This is a genomic window from Nostoc sp. FACHB-133 (genome assembly GCF_014698055.1).
Taxonomy (GTDB): domain Bacteria; phylum Cyanobacteriota; class Cyanobacteriia; order Cyanobacteriales; family Nostocaceae; genus Nostoc.
This window is the reverse complement of record NZ_JACJSH010000027.1, coordinates 39,612-58,617: the sequence shown is the minus strand read 5'-3', so window position 1 is coordinate 58,617 and position 19,006 is coordinate 39,612. Positions and strand designations below refer to the sequence as shown.

The 19,006-nt window shown below is 41.7% G+C and carries 17 protein-coding genes and 2 tRNA genes; 10 read left to right on the top strand and 9 right to left on the bottom strand.

The genetic code is table 11. The features are described from left to right. Positions 1-108: 108 nt before the first annotated feature. From H6G86_RS21630 to H6G86_RS21610, 5 genes are all read right to left on the bottom strand, one after another. The gene (locus H6G86_RS21630; RefSeq protein ID WP_190936027.1) at positions 109-1,545 is read right to left on the bottom strand and encodes a phosphoglucomutase/phosphomannomutase family protein; all 1,437 of its coding nucleotides are present in this window, start codon (positions 1,543-1,545) and stop codon (positions 109-111) included. Between the two features lie 510 nt (positions 1,546-2,055). Beyond that, positions 2,056-2,535: a filament morphology membrane protein FcmC gene (gene fcmC, locus H6G86_RS21625; protein ID WP_114084958.1), complete on the bottom strand. Its 480-nt coding sequence runs from the start codon at positions 2,533-2,535 to the stop codon at positions 2,056-2,058. Positions 2,536-2,540: 5 nt separating this feature from the next. Then, entirely contained in the window at positions 2,541-3,710 is a 1,170-nt protein-coding gene (fcmB, locus tag H6G86_RS21620) for a filament morphology actin-like protein FcmB (protein WP_114084959.1), read from the bottom strand. A gap of 240 nt (positions 3,711-3,950) precedes the next feature. Further along, positions 3,951-4,574 carry a DedA family protein gene (locus H6G86_RS21615; RefSeq protein ID WP_163935875.1) on the bottom strand — a complete coding sequence of 208 codons (624 nt, stop codon included), beginning with the start codon at positions 4,572-4,574 and terminating at the stop codon, positions 3,951-3,953. Between the two features lie 355 nt (positions 4,575-4,929). Further along, positions 4,930-6,012: a Gfo/Idh/MocA family protein gene (locus tag H6G86_RS21610; protein ID WP_114084961.1), complete on the bottom strand. Its 1,083-nt coding sequence runs from the start codon at positions 6,010-6,012 to the stop codon at positions 4,930-4,932. Between the two features lie 669 nt (positions 6,013-6,681). Here H6G86_RS21610 and queC point away from each other — a divergent pair. Further along, the gene (queC, locus tag H6G86_RS21605) at positions 6,682-7,356 is read left to right on the top strand and encodes a 7-cyano-7-deazaguanine synthase QueC (RefSeq protein ID WP_163935848.1); all 675 of its coding nucleotides are present in this window, start codon (positions 6,682-6,684) and stop codon (positions 7,354-7,356) included. A gap of 138 nt (positions 7,357-7,494) precedes the next feature. Here queC and H6G86_RS21600 read toward each other — a convergent pair whose 3' ends face one another. Beyond that, the gene (locus H6G86_RS21600; RefSeq protein WP_190936026.1) at positions 7,495-8,901 is read right to left on the bottom strand and encodes a hemolysin family protein; all 1,407 of its coding nucleotides are present in this window, start codon (positions 8,899-8,901) and stop codon (positions 7,495-7,497) included. A 97-nt stretch (positions 8,902-8,998) separates the two neighbouring features. Then, positions 8,999-9,700 (bottom strand): hypothetical protein, encoded by a 702-nt coding sequence (locus H6G86_RS21595; RefSeq protein WP_179074451.1) that lies wholly within the window; start codon positions 9,698-9,700, stop codon positions 8,999-9,001. 290 nt (positions 9,701-9,990) lie between these two features. Between H6G86_RS21595 and H6G86_RS21590 the strand changes: the two genes are divergently transcribed. Then, positions 9,991-10,063, top strand: a tRNA-Ile gene (locus H6G86_RS21590). A gap of 127 nt (positions 10,064-10,190) precedes the next feature. Here H6G86_RS21590 and H6G86_RS21585 read toward each other — a convergent pair. Continuing rightward, positions 10,191-10,625, bottom strand: coding sequence for a hypothetical protein (locus H6G86_RS21585; protein ID WP_190936025.1), 435 nt, complete (start codon positions 10,623-10,625; stop codon positions 10,191-10,193). Positions 10,626-10,731: 106 nt separating this feature from the next. On the opposite strand from H6G86_RS21585, the gene pyrE reads away from it, so the two are divergent. Then, positions 10,732-11,355, top strand: coding sequence for an orotate phosphoribosyltransferase (gene pyrE, locus H6G86_RS21580; RefSeq protein ID WP_190936024.1), 624 nt, complete (start codon positions 10,732-10,734; stop codon positions 11,353-11,355). A gap of 92 nt (positions 11,356-11,447) precedes the next feature. Here pyrE and H6G86_RS21575 read toward each other — a convergent pair. Further along, a tRNA-Thr gene (locus H6G86_RS21575) sits at positions 11,448-11,519 on the bottom strand. Positions 11,520-11,849: 330 nt separating this feature from the next. Here H6G86_RS21575 and argF point away from each other — a divergent pair. The 7 genes from argF to H6G86_RS21540 all read left to right on the top strand — a co-directional run bounded on the left by argF (position 11,850) and on the right by H6G86_RS21540 (position 18,969). Next, positions 11,850-12,770, top strand: coding sequence for an ornithine carbamoyltransferase (gene argF / locus H6G86_RS21570; protein WP_190936023.1), 921 nt, complete (start codon positions 11,850-11,852; stop codon positions 12,768-12,770). Between the two features lie 211 nt (positions 12,771-12,981). Then, positions 12,982-13,587: a transcriptional repressor LexA gene (lexA, locus tag H6G86_RS21565; protein ID WP_012410809.1), complete on the top strand. Its 606-nt coding sequence runs from the start codon at positions 12,982-12,984 to the stop codon at positions 13,585-13,587. A gap of 92 nt (positions 13,588-13,679) precedes the next feature. Next, positions 13,680-15,158, top strand: a complete 1,479-nt coding sequence (locus H6G86_RS21560; protein WP_190936022.1) for a DNA phosphorothioation system restriction enzyme — start codon at positions 13,680-13,682, stop codon at positions 15,156-15,158. Between the two features lie 315 nt (positions 15,159-15,473). Then, a complete protein-coding gene (locus H6G86_RS21555) occupies positions 15,474-15,647 on the top strand; it encodes a hypothetical protein (RefSeq protein ID WP_190936021.1) in 174 nt (57 codons plus the stop codon). Beyond that, complete coding sequence (locus H6G86_RS21550; RefSeq protein WP_190936020.1) at positions 15,644-17,716, top strand: AAA family ATPase; 2,073 nt, start codon at positions 15,644-15,646, stop codon at positions 17,714-17,716. The genes H6G86_RS21555 and H6G86_RS21550 overlap by 4 nt, the downstream gene beginning before the upstream one ends. A gap of 70 nt (positions 17,717-17,786) precedes the next feature. Beyond that, positions 17,787-18,356: a Uma2 family endonuclease gene (locus tag H6G86_RS21545; RefSeq protein WP_190936019.1), complete on the top strand. Its 570-nt coding sequence runs from the start codon at positions 17,787-17,789 to the stop codon at positions 18,354-18,356. Positions 18,357-18,495: 139 nt separating this feature from the next. After that, positions 18,496-18,969, top strand: coding sequence for a DNA phosphorothioation-associated protein 4 (locus H6G86_RS21540; protein ID WP_190936018.1), 474 nt, complete (start codon positions 18,496-18,498; stop codon positions 18,967-18,969). The last annotated feature ends 37 nt before the right edge of the window (positions 18,970-19,006 follow it).

Below are 19,006 nucleotides of genomic sequence, written 5' to 3'. Positions count from 1 at the left end.
TACTGAGCGTAGTCGTTGGCGTAGCCTCTCGTAGAGAAGTATTGGTATATTAGTCATTGGTCATTTACCAAGGACAAAGGACAAATGACTAATGACTAATAATGAATTTTACCCCGCCCACTGTTTCGCCCAAGCAAGAGTTTGATGCACTTGCTCAATTGTCGAGGCTTCGCAGTAGAGGCGTAAAACTGGTTCAGTCCCGCTAAACCGAATCATTAACCAGCTTTTATCCGCGAGGCGATATTTGTAGCCATCAATTGTTTGGCAATCGATTACTGCTTTACCTGCAATTTCTGTTAAGGGTTTGGTTTGCAGTTGTTGCAAAAGACGCGATCGCACTTCCATACTTGCTAAGGGTAAATCAATGCGATCGTAAGCTGAGATAAATCCTGTCTGTTTTTGCAAGTAGCGATTATACTCGCCTAAATCCAAACCTGATTCTACAATCGCCTCTAGGACGTACAATGCTGACAGCAGCGCATCGCGTTCGGGAATATGGCTGCCATAGCCAATTCCTCCCGACTCTTCGCCACCTAGCAACACTTTTGCTACTAACATTCTGTCAGCGATGTATTTATAACCAACTGCCGTCTCAAACACTGACAGGTTATGCAGTGCTGCTACAAGGGGCATCAAGTCGGAACCACTGACAGTTTTGACTATTTCACCACTAAAGCTGCGCCGCAGAGTTAGGTGGTCGATTAATATCGGGATTAATACTTGGGAACTTAGGAAGTTGGCTTCTGCATCTACTGCGGCAATGCGATCGCAGTCTCCATCAAATACCAACCCCACTGTTAAACCTGATTTATCGGTTTCTCGGTGAGCCTTGATGACTTCAAATAGCTTTGAAAGGTATTTAGGCAAGGGTTCCGGCGCACCGCCACCAAAGAGGGGGTCACGTTCTGAGTTGATTTCTTTGACTTGATTGCCTAGTAGTCTGGCCAATCCGCCAGCCGCAGCGCCATGCATGACATCGGCAAATAACGTCAATTTACCAGATGCGATCGCTTCTCGAAGTTTGGCGATATCAACTTTACGTTCTAGCGCTTGGGTATAACTGGGCCAAGGATCAAATTTTTCTTGCTTGCCTGGGGTAGCTGCTAGAGGTACTCCCACCGACAACTGCTCTTCTATCTTTTTTGTGACTTCTGAAGGTACTGATCCACCAAAATAACCCTTGACTTTTAAACCCAAATATTTACCAGGATTATGGCTGGCTGTAATTACCAGTGCCCCTAAAGCATTGAGTTCTTTTGCTGCCCAACTATAAGCTGGGGTTGGGGCATAGCTCTCGCTCAGTAGGACATCAAATCCCACAGCACTGACAGTATCGGCAACAGCACGAGCAAAGTCTTCAGCCATGAATCGGCGATCGTAACCGACAATTATTGTCCGGCTACCCACCGTAGAAAAATACGTATCATATAATACTTTTGCGGCAACTGGCGCGACCAGGGCTAGGCGTTCAAAGGTGAACTCGTCACCAATAATGCCCCGCCAGCCGTCTGTACCAAACTTGATTGAGTTAGCTACAACTGGCATCTAGGTATCCTAACTGTCTACTTGAGGATTCTAGCATTTATACAGTGTGCAGAGTAAAAAAAGAATCTAGTAAAAATATGTACTAATAATATTCAATACAAAATTTGTGATTAATTTTTTAAAATCTGGGGGTAGCTTGAACAGAGGAGCAAAACCAAACATTAAGAATCCTTAATTTTGTTAGGATAACAAAAGAGCGCCAACTGGGTACTCAGAAATGTTTTCATTGGACTTTGGAAGACGACAGAACTGTTATTGACACCACTGATAACGATTGATAAATTGACTGCTTCTTGAACTTCAAATAATAGAGGAGCTTGCAATATTGGTTTTCAATTTTTAATTTACATTAAACATGATTTATAAAAAGTATTTTATGGATATCGCTTTCTATAAATTGAATAAACGCGATCGCATTTCTAAAAAATATAAACATTAATAATCCTTAATAGTATTAACTATTAAGGATTGTTAACATGAGCAAAAACTGCTCACAAACCTGATTTTTCCTTAAAAATCATCGAGAAACTGACTAAGGCGACTGATTACGGGGTCAACCTCTTGAGGAGGGGTAGCAACAGTATAAGAAGTATTATTTACTACTTCTAATTGACTTGGAGACGGAATGAACGATCGATCATTGACTATGAGCGCCAGTTGTGCAACTTGTTGAGAAAGTTGCAGTAGATGATGTTCCATCGCCTCCAAACGATTAGATCCCTTGGCAAAAAAACGTTCCTCAAGTCCAGCCACTTGACGTTGCAGTTCACCGATTTGTTGTTCAATCGGTGTTGTTGCTGCTGTTTGTGGAGCAGGTTGTACAGATTCCGGTACACATAAAGATTGCCACAAGGCTTCTTTACAGAGGTCGCTGAAAGTCTTGTCTGGTTGTTTTTCCAAATAACTTTCTACTTGCGCTAACAAGCTTTCATCAGCAAGCTCTGGGTTGAACGTGACGGATTTAACTACCTTTTTTGACCATTGGAACATCAGCTTTATGCCCTAGCAGCGCGATTGGAGGATAATTGTGCCTCTCCATAAATATACTGCCCCAAAGCATTCGCCTGACGGGAAGGTGCTGCTAAATGAGCATTAATCTTTGCTTCCTTGAGTAGACGTTGAACGTCATCCCAAAAGAACTCACCACCGCCACCAGTGAGAATCACATCGGTGACGCGTTCTGGCAACCAGGCTAGCACACGGCTACAGATTTCGCGTGAAAACATCTCTGTAAGGTTGGGAAGAAAATCGTCTAGGTTGGTGGGCTTGCTAGCGCCTTTAGGACGGTAATAGCGTTCACCTCTGGGTTTGTTAACAGCAGAAATCAGGGCGAGAGATTGACTATCTGCTCCCTCGATTTCGGCAGACACCAATTCATAAAACTTATTCATACCGAAGTCTTCGCTCTTAGAAGCACCTCTGGCAAAACGGAAGTTATCTACCATCAAAAGATCGACAGTTTGATGTCCAATATCAACGATCGCTACCGATATTTTTGTAAAATCGGGACTGCTAGGACTTTTCTTCGGTTGAGCTTCAGACCACAACAGGCTACCGTAGCCTTCTGGCATTACCCATACCTTACTCACATTCAACGATATAGATTCGCCTCGGAAGTTCAAGACATGAGGGCCACCTACTTGGCTAATCAACTGTGCTTTTTCCTTTTCAAATTGCTCTAAAGAAAGAAAAGGCAGACCCAGTACGACTGAGATATCGTCTCTGAGTTTGAAGTAGCCAGCACTTGCTAACACTTTTACCAATGCAGCCTCTACCTTAGATTGGCCGACTCCTAGATTGGCCCCAAAATCTGCTGCTAGTTGACCAACAGCATATCCATTTCCTTGATACTCCAGCCACAAATCCATTAAGGGGTCAGTAGCTCTGGCTTCAAAAACACCACCGCGTACTTGTTCTATTGACATCTGCTTGACGTTGGCAGGTACGAATACCACGCTGCCAGGTTCACGACTCACACAAGTTTTTGTGGAAGTTCTACCTAAATCAACACTGAGAATGGTTTTCCCGGAACCACCGCCTGACTTGGTAGTAGCGGGAGGATTATTATTAACAGCATTTATGGGAGTCGTGGATGCTAATGGCTGCCTATTCATGGGTATAGCAGCACTATTCATAGGGTTAGCGGCGGAAGGTTGGTCTGTCATGAAAGCTCCTAGTTCAAACTTAACTGTAAAAAGTTGTCATGCTCATCTTACAAAAATGCGAGCAACCAGAAATTCTAGGTTGCGTCAAGTGTAGCTAGAAATACGCCAAAAATTAATTTTGACCATATCTCCGATAAGCTCTTGCCTTCGTACATCTAGTATTATTTGGCATAGTGTAGGCGAATTTTGGCCAGATGTAACCCCTGCTTTCACTGCTTTCAAACCAAAAGCGTCCGTGTTTCATCTTCTAGTGCGTCTTAACTGGCGCTTGAATATCCAGAAAACAAATGCTAGAACCAAACCGCCAAGTACGATTTTGGATACAGGAGCAAGGTACTTGTCCACAAGTTCATACTGACTACCCAATATGTATCCTGAGTATGTTAGCAAACCCACCCAAGCCGCGCTACCTACTGTTGTGTAAAACAAAAATGGTAGCAAGGGCATATTGCTGATCCCTGCGGGAACAGAAATCAAGGTGCGGATTCCTGGTACAAGACGACCTATTAATACTGCTTTTTTACCTTGTCGGTCAAACCACTTTTTGGCCTTGGTAATATCTTTACTGGATATAGCCAGCCATTTGCCATACTTGTCAGCCCAAGCTTTCAAACGAGTTTCACCCAAAAACTTACCTGGATAGTACCAAATAAGTGCGCCCAATACAGAACCCAAAAGTCCTGCGAAAAACACACCAATGATATTTAGCTTTGCCCCTCCTGGTTGATATGGACTTGCTGTAAATCCAGCCAGTGGCATAATCAATTCTGAAGGAATTGGGGGAAAAAGGTTCTCTAGGAACATTAGTAGGGCGATTCCCCAATAGCCAAAATAGTTGATAGTGTTAGTTATCCATTCAAGCATTGAGTCAATTCCTGAAATTGCTGCACTGGTCTTGTTACTAAGATTGAGCCTTAGTTTTTTAAAAGAATTATCCCCGCTTGCTAGAGCCAAGGTAAGTTGGTTGCACTAAAAATTGCATCGCAACTTAAAAATAGAGGAAGACAAGTGGAAGCTAGGGATCTGACCAGCTTCACGGTTTTGGTTTCTAATTTTTTAGATCCCCCTTAGTCAGTTTTGTAAAAAGACTAGGGAGGATCTAAAGACTTGATGGCAAATTTAAAAACATACTCTAGGGTTTTCTTCTGAGTTGGTGGCTGTGGGAGAGTAGGGAGAAAATTTTACCTTGTCCCCCTCATCCCCCTCATCCCCTCTTCTTTTAGGCTGTCGGGGTCAGTGATTGTACCCTTGGTTCCGATTGCCAGTCTAATGGATTCCAAACTCGATCTTCTAGCGCCATCTGTTCAATCAAACTTGCCAGTCTCAGCGCTTTGAGAGCTTGTTCACCACCTACTGAGGGTTGATTGCCACCATGTACACAGTTGACAAAATGTTCTAATTCTGCACTTAGAGGTTGAATATTGCTGGTGTAGACTTTTTCAATCACACCATCTTGCCTGTAAAGTACTTGTCGGTGGTCGGTGAGAGAATTGGCAGGCGTTTGTCGGTGAATCAAAATTTCATTCTTGAGAAAATCTGCCTCAGTAAATGAATTTTTGCAATGGGCGACAATCCGGCGAATTTTTCGGTGAGTGACTTTACTGGCAGTCAGAGTAGCAACAATACCATTGGCAAACCCCAAAGTGGCAGTTACGTAATCTAAATAACCAGAGTCCAAGGAGCGAGTACCGCTAGCAGTCAATTTTGTGACTGGGGAAGCAGCTAATTCTAAAAGTAGGTCGATGTCATGGATCATTAAATCCAGCACAACCGAAACATCGTTTGCCCGATCTGAGTAAGGACTCATTCTGTGGGCTTCTAGCGCCAGCAATTCCTCGGTTTTTAGAACTTGGCTCAGTTCTTTAAAAGCTGGGTTGAAACGCTCAATATGACCTACTTGCAGGATACACTGAGACTCTGCCGCTGCATTTACTAAAGACTCTGCCTCAGAAATACTGGCTGCGATGGGTTTTTCAATCAAAACATGAATTCCCGCTAGCAGACAGCTAATGCCCACGGCATAGTGCAGACGGGTGGGAACAGCTACACAAACTGCTTCCACAAGGGGTAGCAGGTCACAGTAATCTTCAAAAAAACGCACCTTGTACTTGCTGGCAGTTTCTAATCCTCGTTCGACGTTAATATCTGCCACTCCAACCAGTTCAACATCTTTCATTGAACTCAGCACGCGAGCGTGGTGTTGTCCCATGTTACCCACTCCAATCACGCCTATGCGGATCGGTCGTGGCTGGTTGCGCTGTGTATATAGATTCGGTTCTGCCACTGACATGCTATCTTGCACTATTATTCTCTCCTCAACCACCAAATTTAGAGACGCTACGGCCGTTGGCGTTTATACTCGAAAGCCAGTTACGATCCGTCTAAAACCATCCAGATGGTAACATAGAGCCTATGTTTATGAAGAATTTCAAAGTTTGCGATCGGTTCCCGTAATCCAAACATCTTTTGTATAGATAGTTCGGGTTTGTTTTTGATTTTGCACTTTCTACAAAAAATATATGTCTTTTTATTAACTTTAAAACATTCAGTAAGACTTAAGTGTAAATTCTCCAAAGTTTTCAGGGTCAGCTTCCTCGGTTCGGACTTCTCTCTGGGATACCCTTGGGTAATTAGTTACTGAGAGCAATATCCAATTGACAACACTAAAATTACAAAATAGTCAAAAATAATACTTAAGCTTTTTTCAAAAAAATATTCTCAGGAATTATTGTCACTGATTAACGGAAAAGATTTTTGTATGATTATTTGCAGTAGCTACCGTAGAAACATATTCTTGCAAAGAAACAAGCTACTAGCAGCGTCTCGTAGAAAAGATATCACAGCGCTTTTTGAGAGAGACTGGTGTGGCTTGAGCATCACTAAGAGACGTTTAGGAATCTTTTTGGCATTGCTTCCTGGCATCTTGTTAAGGTGTAATTTGGCGATTTAAAATTCAAAATTTGCAATCGAGATGAAAGCTGTAATTCTGTTATCTGGGGGATTGGACTCTTCCACAATTCTGTATCAAGCTAAGGCTGATGGCTGTGAATGTCATGCTATTTCCTTTGATTACCAGCAGCGACACCGACGAGAGTTACAGTCAGCCCTTACTGTTGCTAAAAAGGCTGCGATCGCAAAACATCAGGTAGTAAATTTTGATTTACGGCAATGGGGCGGTTCCGCACTTACCGATGACGCGATTGATCTACCCCAAGAGCGGTCGCTGGATGAAATGTCTCAAAATATTCCTGTGACTTATGTTCCGGCTCGTAATACGATTTTTTTAAGCTTTGCTCTTGGCTACGCTGAAACGATCGCGGCTGAACGTGTCTATATCGGTGTTAACGCCTTAGATTACTCAGGATATCCTGACTGTCGCCCCGACTATATCCAGGCAATGCAGGAAGTTTTTCGTCTGGGAACCAAACAAGGGCGTGAGGGACAGCCAATTAATATTGTTGCACCCCTAATCAACTTGAAAAAAACCGAAATCATCCAACTAGGGAACCAATTGGGAGTTCCTTGGGAACTAACTTGGTCTTGCTATGCTGGTGATGATGTCGCCTGCGGTGTATGTGATTCTTGTCGCTTGCGGTTGGCAGCTTTTGCCGAGTTGGGACTCGTTGATCCACTGGTGTATGCTTAGTGGGGCAGTGGGCATTGGGCATTGGGCATTGGGCATGAAGAAGAGACAAGGGAGACAAGGAAGAGGGGGGAGACAAGAGAGACAGAGACTTGTTCAATAATTCCCCCTTGTCTTTCTGCTTCCCCTGCTCCCTGCTCCCTACTCCCCTGCTCCCCCCGCTCCCCCCGCTTCCTCCAAGCGTCGCAGTTGAATTTGATGCAGGCGTGGGCCAACAATTGATACCACAGTGAATTCGAGATTTTCATAACAGAAGGTTTCGCCAATGGACGGAATTTTCTGTAACTGATACAACAGAAAGCCTCCTAGTGTTTGATATTCTCTTGTCAGGGGCAAATTGAGATGCAAAACCTCGTTGAGGTCTTCGAGGTTGATTTGTGCCTGCACCAAAAATTTCTGCTCATCTAACATCTGAATCAGTAAGTCGTCACTGCTTTCAGGTTCGCTTGCATCGCCGATGATTTCGGCAATGACATCTTTGATTGTCACGAGTCCCACAGTACCGCCAAATTCATTTACTACCATGACCATAGCGGGTTTCTCTTGCTGCATCATGGGCAAAAGTTCACTCAAGGGCGTGTGTTCGGGAACAAACCGAGCGGGACGCATCCAAGGTTGGATCTGTGTCTCTAAACTGAGCTTTCCCATAGCTAAAGGTTGTGCCAAATCTTTAAAATAAACAATGCCGCGAACATCGTCTAAAGATTCACCAATCACGGGGTAGCGTGAGTAACCAGTAGCAGCCATTTCTCTAAGTAATATCTGGAAGGTAGCATCTTTTGGCAGCGTGATAATACTGGTGCGTGGGATCATCACATCTTGGGCCATGACATCCCCAAACTCAAAGACATTATTGAGCAGTTCTCGTTCCGCACGCTGTAAACCAGTAGATCCCCATTCTGTAGAGATAATTAGTTGCAATTCTTCAGGAGTTACAGGCGGTCTCCAGCCTTGACCTGTGTATTGGATACCAAAAATCCGCAATAAAAAACGAGTTGATTGGTTGAGAATCCAGATGAAGGGGCCAAAAAAACGCACGATCGCTTTTACCGAAGGTCCCAAAAACCTCGCTAGCTGTTCTGAGTACAGCATGGCTAAGGATTTGGGACATAGTTCTCCGACCACAATTTGCAAATAGGCAATAAAGAAAAAAGCGATGGGAATTGATAGGGAATGGGCGAGGAAGTTAGTCATCCCACTAGGTAAAGGCCAGGATCTTAACCAGGCATTTACCAGCACGACAATTGTGCTTTCGCCAATCCATCCCAGCGCCAAACTAGAAAGAGTAATACCTAACTGAGTGGTAGATAGTAGTCGATCAATACTACGTTGTAGCATTTCGACAGCGATCGCTGGAATATCTCCAGCCTTAACTAGCTGGTGAATACGCGATCGCCGCACGCTCACCATCGAAAATTCCGCCGTCACAAAAAAGGCATTTATGGCAATCAGTAGTAGCACTGACAACAACCGCAGCGCCACATCCGTCCAAATCAAATTAGGAAAACCACTCACTGCCAAAGCTCGTGTAAAACTCACGCCCTCCATTTATTTAGGGGGAATAGGGAATAGGGAATGGTAAAAAATAACATATAACCACCAATGCCCAATTCCCAATGCCCAATTCCCAATTCCCAATGCCAATCTACCTTCCCACAGGAATATTCGATGCCTCTAGCTTCAATTGTTGAGCAGGATAATCAGTAAGAGCAAGTGATATTTTCTTGACATCATCAAGTAAAGCTGTGGGAATGCTCACTGTACCTGAAAATGCTGGGCCATTGACAGGCAATTCTGTTGGCAAACCCTCTGTACTAGCGCTTAGGGTTCGTCCTTTATCATCGGTAACATCTAAAAAACTATACAGAAAGCGCACAGAATCCTTACCCTTGTTCTGCATTTTCACTTTCAGTAGCAAGTCACCACCAGAGTAGCGAGCAGATTGCACAGTCATAGTTACACCCTGACTTTGGGCTGTAACTGGAAAGCCTGGTAGGGGTTTTTCTTCAACCACTTCTGGGGGTTTTTCCTCTGGCTTCTGCTTGCTGCTATTGGTTTCTTCGTCGTCTTCCTCTAGCTTTTCCGATTTAGCAGCTTTGGTCTTACCATCAATTCGCGCCTTGACAACTTTCAGAATCTCTTCCTCTTTTAATAGCACTAGCCCTCCCTGTTGAGAGGCATTTGCCTTATTACTGGCAAATTTGGTTGTGGGACGACCATCGGGTGCGGTAACGCCTTTAAGTGCTGAACTCCCCAGTTCAAACCCCAAAAACGCGCTCACGGAACCCGCTCCCATCATCAGGATTAACAAAATCAAAGTAAGAAGTACAGTAGAATTTATTTTCATTGCTGATAAGCTATCACATAAGAATGCTGGGCTATTTAAGAATATTGAAGCTTTTGACCTCAATCCTTAAATGAACTTAATCAATATTAGTCTGTACTATTTCATGATTAAATTATGTAGTATAAAAATTTGGTAAACTAGTGTCCAGTATTCACACGTGGTAAATTTATGATATAATCACAGAATTGGCTAAAGTCAGTGAACGAAGTATTTTCCTCACTCTAAAATTAGCAAATAAGGTTGACTTAAAGAGTCAAAATAATTGGCTCTGAGAAACCCGAACAAAATAAGCGCCTTTGGCCGATTGGGGAGGCAACGAACTCATAATTCGTCTTCAGGCTGGTTCGATTCCAGCAGGGCGCACTGAATCATCAAAAAGCAGTAATAGAGGGTATGGGGCATTGGGTACGAGCAGTTGTACTGAACATTGCTGAAGTGTTGGTGAGTAATTATTGTCCTTTGCTCCCCACTCCCCACCCACTCACTAATCTTACCGAGCTGGTAAAGTTTCAAACCTGAATTCAGTTCCCACTTTGAGTTTGTCGCTATTCAAACGAGGGGACATGATCAGCGATGTGTCATAAGGATTTGGTAAATCAGGGGTACGAAGATAAGGATCGTTACCAACTTGCTGAGTTAAGACATCATGATATAAAGTGTTAACCAACTCAGCATCACGGGCAATTTCATTTTCTGGGAAGGAACCACCGAAACTAGAACCAGATCCTAGAAGTGAGTCTACCTGACGCTTGAGGCTGCCATTTTCGTAGAAATTGCGATCGTGACTAAAAAAAGCTCGTTCAAATACATCACTCGTAGTTTCAGTTCTGGGGGTTGCGGTTTGGGCAAATGCAACTGAGGGAAAAGCAATACCAGCAGCAAGCAGCAGCAATAAACCACCAAAGGTTTTAAATTTTATACGCACGTTTCTGACTCCTCAATTTTCGTTTTGGGCGAATCTTAATTTATGCTTAAGTTCAGAACTCTGATGAGTTCAACCTTTGGTGTAGCACAACTTTTAATGTTTTGTAATGACGTATCCTACTGAAACTCTTACCCACTCAGATATTTGGGCAACCACTCCTGATTTGACAACCTTGCGCCACAAGCTACTAGATTTATTTTCTCAACGGGCTTATCAAGAGGGTGATTTTGTTCTCGCGTCTGGGCTACGTAGTTCTTATTATGTCAATAAGATGCAGGTAACACTCCACCCCCAAGGAGCTTTAGCTGTTGGACGATTGTTGTTTCCTTTACTACCTGTAGATACTCAGGCTGTAGCAGGTTTAACGATGGGGGCTGACCCAATGGTGACAGCAGTGAGTATAGTTTCTGTTTATGAAAACCGACCCATACCAGCGCTGATTATTCGCAAAGAAGCCAAGGGTTATGGGACGAAAGCTTATATAGAAGGTCCCACTTTACCAGAGGGTGCAAAAGTAGTAGTTTTAGAAGATGTGGTGACAACTGGGCAATCTGCTCTGAAAGCAGTTGAGCGTCTTAAAGATGCAGGTTATACCGTTAATCAAATAATTTCCCTGGTCGACCGACAACAAGGTGGAGGTGAGTTGTATCAGTCAGCCGGGTTAAAGTTTGAAACTTTGTTTTCGATTCAAGAAGTTCAGGAACGCTATCGACAACTGGCGAATTCATGAATATCTCAATATATACGATTTAGTTAGAGACTAAAACATATATTCATGTAATCTAGATCCAAAAACCCCCGATATGGGGGATTTTGCATTAAAGCCAGCAGCGGGATTTGAACTCGCGACCTTCCGATTACAAGTCGGATGCACTACCACTGTGCTATGCTGGCAATTTTATTGATTACTCTAAGTAGCAACCACAATTTCTTATTGTACCATAATCAATTTATTTGTCTAGCTGTAATTGCTAAAAAATATCTCCCTCTTCAGAAATAAGGCTAGAAGACTAGAGATTTGCACCTGGACAGTTTAGTTGGCGTTGCAATTGTGATGAAACAGAAACGAATACGGATAAAGTTGATAAATTAATATCCATACCAAAAGCTAACTCAAATCCTGGGCTGAACGCAAAAATATCTCGTCAGTTCCAAAACTGTGTTTTCTTAGCACGGCTGAATAAAGGGACAGAAATATATAATTATTTTTTACAGATTATAAGCATGGCAGCATTGCTCGGACGAGATTTATTAAGTCTAGCGGACATCACTCCTACTGAACTTCAAGAACTCCTGCAATTAGCAACTCAACTGAAATCACAACAGTTGAAGTTACAGTGTAATAAAGTCTTGGGGTTGTTGTTCTCCAAAGCTTCAACTCGCACGCGGGTAAGTTTTACTGTGGCGATGTACCAATTGGGTGGACAGGTAATCGATCTCAACCCTAATGTCACTCAAGTTAGTCGCGGGGAACCTTTACAGGATACGGCGAGGGTGTTAGACCGATATCTGGATATTTTGGCAATTCGCACTTTTGCCCAGCAGGATTTAGAAACTTTTGCTCACTATGCCAAGATTCCGGTGATTAATGCGCTTACTGATGCAGAACATCCTTGTCAGGTATTGGCGGATTTATTAACGGTTCAAGAAAGCTTTAACACCCTTGCTGGGTTAACTTTAACCTACGTGGGTGATGGGAATAATATGGCTAATTCTCTGATGTTGGGCTGCGCTTTGGTGGGGATGAATGTCAGAATTGCCACCCCTAGCGGATATGAGCCAGATTCTAAGATTGTAGAACAAGCAAGAGCGATCGCTAATAACAAAACGGAAGTCCTTGTTACTCACGATCCAGAATTAGCAGCTAAGGGTTCTACTGTACTTTATACTGATGTTTGGGCAAGTATGGGGCAAGAATCTGAAGCCGATAATCGGATGCCAATTTTCCAGCCTTACCAAATTTCGGAACAGCTATTGAGTCTTGCTGATCCAGAGGCAATTGTTTTACACTGCTTACCAGCCCATCGTGGTGAAGAAATTACTGAGGCAGTTATTGAAGGTTCTCAATCAAAAGTTTGGGAACAGGCAGAAAATCGCTTACACGCTCAAAAAGCTTTGCTTGCGAGTATCTTAGGGGCAGAGTAAGGGAATAGGGCACAGGGGATAGGGTATAGTTTTCTTCCTTGTAACCTCTAACCTGTAACCTGTACCCTGTAATATTCTTATTTGTCAAAAGGCAAAAGAGAAGAAAATAATTTTGCTTTTGCCTTTCATAATTTTTACTTTTCTCTTGTTATGGGAAGTTTTTTGTAGTACTAATGTTCTAGAGACATTAATAATTACTTCCCGCAAATTTATGGAACGTCTAACGGAAGCTCAACAAGAACTTTACGAATGGTTGGCAGAATACATCAGAACGCACCAGCATTCGCCTTCAATTAGGCAAATGATGCAAGCGATGAACTTGAAGTCACCAGCACCAATTCAAAGTCGTTTAGAACATTTACGCACTAAGGGATATATAGAATGGACTGAAGGACAAGCGCGAACGATTCGGATTTTACGTCCTGTTAAGCAAGGTGTACCAATTTTAGGCACGATCGCTGCTGGTGGTTTAATAGAACCGTTTACTGATGCTGTAGATCATTTAGACTTTTCTAATTTCGATTTACCTCCCCAAACCTACGCTTTGCGCGTAGCTGGCGATAGTATGATTGAAGATTTAATTACTGATGGTGATGTGGTATTTCTGCGTCCAGTAGCAGAACCAAATCATTTAAAAAATGGCACTATCGTCGCCGCGAGAGTAGATGGATTCGGTACAACTTTAAAACGTTTTTATCGCCAAGGCGATCGCGTTACCCTCAAACCAGCAAATCCTAAGTACAATCCCATTGAAGTCAGTGCTATGCAAGTACAGGTGCAAGGTTCTCTCATTGGTGTTTGGCGCGGTTACAACTGAGTAATGGGGAGTGGGGAATGGGGAATAGGGAATGGGGAATGGGAAAGATAAGTACCAATGACCAATGACCAATGACCAATGACTAAATGAATATGTACCTGACGCAAAATCCAGTGCAGCAGCTGCCCACTTTCCGGTTGAAATTACCATTTGCCAGGGAAAGTAAGGGCAGTTATTATACTCCGCAACCATTACCAGGATGCCCAAGAATGCCTCCGTCTCTGCAATTGCGGCAATATCAGCGACAAGCGATCGCTAGCTGGTTTACCAACAATGGCAGAGGGACGCTGAAAATGGCTACTGGTAGTGGTAAAACGATTACCGCATTAGCGATCGCTTGTGAATTATATCAGCAGATTAATTTACAAGTTTTATTGGTGGTATGTCCCTATCGCCATCTCGTCACCCAATGGGCGCGAGAATGTGAAAAATTTAATTTGCAACCCATTTTAGCTTTTGAGAATCTACGCACTTGGCAAAGTCAACTTTCGACGCAAATTTATAATCTGCGTTCTGGTTCTCAACGGTTTGTCACGGTGATTACTACGAACTCGACATTAATTGGAGATGGGTTTCAGTCTCAACTCAAATATTTTCCCGCCAAAACTTTAATTATTGGTGATGAGGCGCACAATTTAGGCGCACCCAAGTTAGAAGAAAGTTTACCGCGCACTGTAGGATTGAGATTGGCTTTATCTGCCACACCGGAAAGATATTTTGATGATTTTGGTACGCAATCTTTATTTGATTATTTTGGCCCAGTTCTCCAACCAGAGTTTACTTTGAGAGATGCGATCGCTCAAGGGGCTTTGGTACATTATCTGTATTATCCGGTGTTGGTAGAGTTAACTGAAGCAGAAAGTATTGCCTATTTAAAGTTAACTAAAAGAATTGGGCGATCGCTACTTTATCGGGATAAAGAAAATGGACAAGCGGGATTTGAAGACAATGAAGATTTAAAGCCATTATTGATGCAAAGGGCAAGGTTAATTGGTGCAGCGGAAAATAAATTAAATGCTTTACGGGATTTAATGGCAACTCGCCGCGAAACTAGTCACACTCTTTTTTATTGTAGTGATGGTTCCCAAGATGCAGGGCAACGTTCATCGCTACGCCAACTCAAAGCTGTTGCTAAAATTCTGGGAGTGGATTTGGGGTATAAGGTAAGCACCTATACAGCTCAAACAACTTTACAAGAAAGGGAAATATTACGTCATCAATTTGAAAGTGGAGAATTGCAAGGTTTAGTCGCAATTCGTTGTTTAGATGAAGGTGTTGATATTCCAGCAATTCAAACGGCGGTGATTTTATCAAGTTCTGGAAATCCTCGCCAATTCATTCAACGACGGGGGCGAGTTTTACGTCCTCATCCTGCTAAAGAACGCGCAACGATATTTGACATGATTGTTTTGCCACCAGATTTAGATAGAGAAACTATAGAAGTTGAACGTAATCTATTGAAAAAGGAATTACGGCGCTTTGTGGAGTTTGCTGATTTAGCTGATAATGCTGGGGAAGCAAGAATGAAGTTACTTGATTTACAAAAGCGATATGGTTTATTAGATATTTGATGATAAGCCAAATTGTATTTTTTTATAAAAATTTTCGATTTTTGAAAAAAGAAGCATTAAGTATGAAATAATAAAATTATGAGTTAGATCATAATGGGATGTAAGTAGTTTTAAAAATTTCACTTACATCCCATTATCATCTAGATTGTTAATATTAATAATAACAGAATACTATTCAATAATAAAGTCTTTTTTCAAAGAAAATTATAAATTTGAAAAAATAGTTTTAAAGATAACGCTAACAGTGGCTTGACGGAGGTAAATGCAGGACTAGAGAAAGTTAAAATATAGAAAAACTATATTTACAAACCGAAGATGTCACAAGGTGCGAATATTGATGATGTGCAAGAGCCAATAAACAGCGCTCCGCCGGAGGTGCAGCGAATTATTGAGCGAGTATGGAAGCTGGAAAAAGGCAGGCTAGATAAGAAGATTAACAGCCATATAAATGATAATATTTTGGACATTATTAAGGAAGAGGTGCGATGAAGCTGACTTCAATCAAGCTATGCAACTTTCGCTCCTTTTATGGTACAACACCAGAGATGCTCCTGGCTGGTGGAGATGTTCAGAACACAACGATTATTCATGGTAATAATGGCTCTGGAAAAACCAGTTTACTAAATGCCTTTACTTGGGTATTATATGAAAAATTTAGTGCAGCATTTGCATCAATAGAACAGTTAGTAAATAAGCGTGCGATCGCAGAGGCTCAAAAAGGTCAAGCTGTAGAATGTTGGGTAGAGATTGGCTGGGAACATGAAGGTAAACGCTATCGAGTTAAACGCGCCTGTCGGGGTTATAAAAACGAAGGTGATTTTGACGCTGGCAAAACTCAATTAACTATGTGGGTTGGTGCGGATGATGGCAAATGGAATATACCAACTCAGCAACCAGACGATATAATTAATCAAATTTTACCCGCTACTTTACATCAATATTTTTTCTTTGATGGCGAACGAATTGAAGAAATAGTTCGTTCTGACAAAAAAGCTGAAATTGCCGAAGCTACAAAGATTTTCTTAGGTGTGGAAGTAATCAACCGTTCCATCAGACATTTGGGAGATGCTAAAAAAGTTCTAGAAAATGAGTTAAAAGCGATTGGTGATTCTGAAACCAAACAACTATTACGACAGCAAGAAAAAATAGAACGCGAACGCGAACGCATTAGCAAACGGCAAGCTGAAATTAAAGAAGAGTTAGAATATCAACAAACTTTTAAAAAAGAGACAAGTAACCGTTTGCGAGAACTGAGCGCTGCTAAGGAATTGCAAGAAAGATGGCAGGATTTAGAATCACAGAAAGCGGCAAACCAAGAAGAATATAAAAAAACTAAAGAAGCACTGAAAAAAGTTATCTCCGCACGGGGTTATACAGTTTTGCTTTCAGAAACTACATCTCAGTTCCGAGGAATTATCAATGATTTGAAGCAGCGCGGCGAGTTGACATCAGGAATTTCACGAGAATTTGTGAATGATTTACTCAATTCTCAGCGCTGTATTTGTGGCGCAGAGTTACACGAGGGTAATCATTCTCATACTCATGTAAGTACGTGGTTAAATAAAGCAGGTTCCTCGGCGGTGGAAGAAACTGCAATTCGGATGATAGCTCAAGTAGATGAAATTGATAAGCAAGCTATAGGATTTTGGGAGGAGGTTGATAGAGAACAAAGTAGAATTAATCAGTTAAGGCAAAGTATATCTCAAATAGAAGGCGATTTAGACAATATTCAAGAACGGTTACGAAAAGACGCTAATGAAGAAATTAGCAGTTTGCAAAAACGTTTAGATGAAATTGAAAGTAAAATTGATGAGTTAAATCGAGAACAAGGTGCAAATCAGCAGCAAATTGCTCAACTTACAACTGAAATTGAAGGTTTAAATAAACAAATTGCCAAGCAAAAGCTGAATGAAGACAAGCAAACTTTAGCACAACGACGAATTAACGCTACTCAAGATGCAATCGAACGGTTAACGGAAGTTAGAAATCGTCAAGAACAGCAGTTTCGCCTGCAATTAGAAAAGCGAGTACAAGAAATATTCATGGAGATTTCTGTGACTCCATATATTCCTAAAATTAGCGATAAATATGAACTGACATTAGTAGAAAATACTACAGGAATAGAAGCACCCGTTGCAGCATCCACGGGCGAAAATCAAGTTCTCAGTTTATCCTTTATAGCCAGTATTATTGACAAAGTGCGGGAATGGAGTGAGAAGCGGAAAATGATGATGATTCCCGATAGTAGTACTTTCCCAATTGTGATGGATTCACCCTTTGGTAGTTTAGATGAGAATTCGCGGCGACACATTGCGAAGACAATTCCCCAATTAGCGAATCAATTGATAGTTTTAGTAACTAAAACTCAGTGGCGGGGTGAAGTAGAAGCAGAAATGACAAATAGAATTGGGAGAGAATATGTGCTTACGTATTATTCATCTAAGCCGGATTGCGAACAAGATTATATTGAGTTGGGTGGCGAAAGATATCCTTTGGTGAAACAAAGTCCGAATGAGTTTGAGTATACTGAAATTATCGCGGTTGAACGGGATGGGTAATTATTTACGCAGAGGCGCAGAGACGCAGAGGTTTTTTAGTTAGAGTTGAGAAAAAGGGAGGAATGAAATTATGGTTGCGAGTCCAGACAGAAATTATATGTCTCCCCAGGAATACCTGGAATGGGAAGAACGCCAAGAAATTAAATATGAATATATTGATGGTGAAGTTTTCGCCATGACTGGGGGTACTCTTTCCCATACAACTATTGCTTTAAACTTAGCTTCAGCGTTAAAAATTCATCTAAGGGGGAGTGGGTGTCTTCCCTTTATGGCGGATGCGAAAGTAGGTGTATCTGAGAAAGGGCCTTTTCATTATCCCGATGTTGTAGTGAGTTGCGATGAACGGGATAAACAGGCTATTCAATTTCTCCAATATCCTTGTTTAATTGTTGAAGTTCTATCCCCAAGTACGGAAGCTTACGATAGAGGTAAAAAATTTACGCGGTATCGTCGCATTCAAACTTTGCAAGAATATGTCCTCATTGATGCTGAAAAAATTGGTTTAGATTGCTTCCGGTTAAATGATAGAGGACTCTGGGAGTTACATCCTTATGAAGAAGGGGATGAGGTTCATTTAACTAGTGTTGATTTTAAATTTCCTATTTCTTTGGTTTATGAAGATGTTCAGTTTGCAATATAAATTTTGGAGAAACGAACCGCCAAGGCGCAGAGAACGCGGAGAAAAGCGATCGCCCGCATACTAGTATAAAATAATGCGTTAATAATTACTATCACTTCCAACTTTCGGTTAAAATAGCAACAATGTAGATATTAAAACAATGGCTGAAACTGGCAGAATCAGGGTTGCTAAAGATAAAGCTGAGTTGGTTAAGGATTTAACATCTTCAGATGGTGGAACAGGGCCTTTTAATACTTTTGCCGATGTCATTGTATTTGCAGCAGCTTTGGGCGCAAAACATAAAAGGCGGGTGGCTTTGGGAGAGATTTCTAAAAGGGAACCATCGCCAATACCCCAAGAACAGTTTATAGTCAGAGGATATAATACGGTAATAAATTTAATAGCAATTGCTGAAACTCAAGAGATTAAAGTTTTATCTCTGGACGAAGGAAACAATAACGAAAAACGTAATTATATTTTTGAAGAATATGCCAATGGTGGACTTGAAATCTTACAATCAGAAATCCGGGGTGCAGTAGATTATTCTGAAAGAATTTTATTGATTCTCAGTCATGAAAGGTTTCAAGATAACTCCCAAGAAGAGGATTTTGATTTAAGCAAATTTCTTTCATAGCTTAATAATTACCAACGGATTGAGTAAGTACTTATGA